Source organism: Georgenia satyanarayanai (assembly GCF_023715365.1).
GTDB classification, from domain to species: Bacteria; Actinomycetota; Actinomycetes; order Actinomycetales; family Actinomycetaceae; genus Oceanitalea; species Oceanitalea satyanarayanai_B.
On the sequence record NZ_JAMBNZ010000174.1, the window covers coordinates 1 to 385 of the forward strand.

Genomic DNA, 385 nt, shown 5'->3' on the forward strand with positions numbered 1-385 from the left:
GCGGACACCGGGCCGTGCTCACGGCCACCACGGAGCGAGCCCGCGCGCTCGGGGTCCCCGCCGTCGCCCTCACCTTCGACCCGCACCCCGAGCAGGTCCACCGGCCGGGCACGACTCCGCCCCTCCTCACCGGTCTCACCGACCGGCTCGCGCTCCTCGCCGAGGTCGGCCTCGACGCGACGCTCGTCCTCCACTACACCCTCGACCTCGCCGCGCTCACGCCCGAGGCGTTCGTCACCGGCTACCTGCGCGACGCGCTGCGGGCCCGCGCCGTCGACGTCGGCCACGACACGCGATTCGGGCGCGGCAACTCCGGTGACCAGCACACGATGGCGGCCCTGGGGCGGGAGCACGGCTTCGCCGTCGACGTCGTCGCGGACGTCGG

At 76.1% G+C, this 385-nt stretch carries 1 pseudogene; it reads left to right on the forward strand.

The window, feature by feature from the left end:
• Positions 1-14: 14 nt before the first annotated feature.
• A pseudogene (locus M3148_RS17555) lies at positions 15-385 on the forward strand (bifunctional riboflavin kinase/FAD synthetase); the annotation flags it as partial.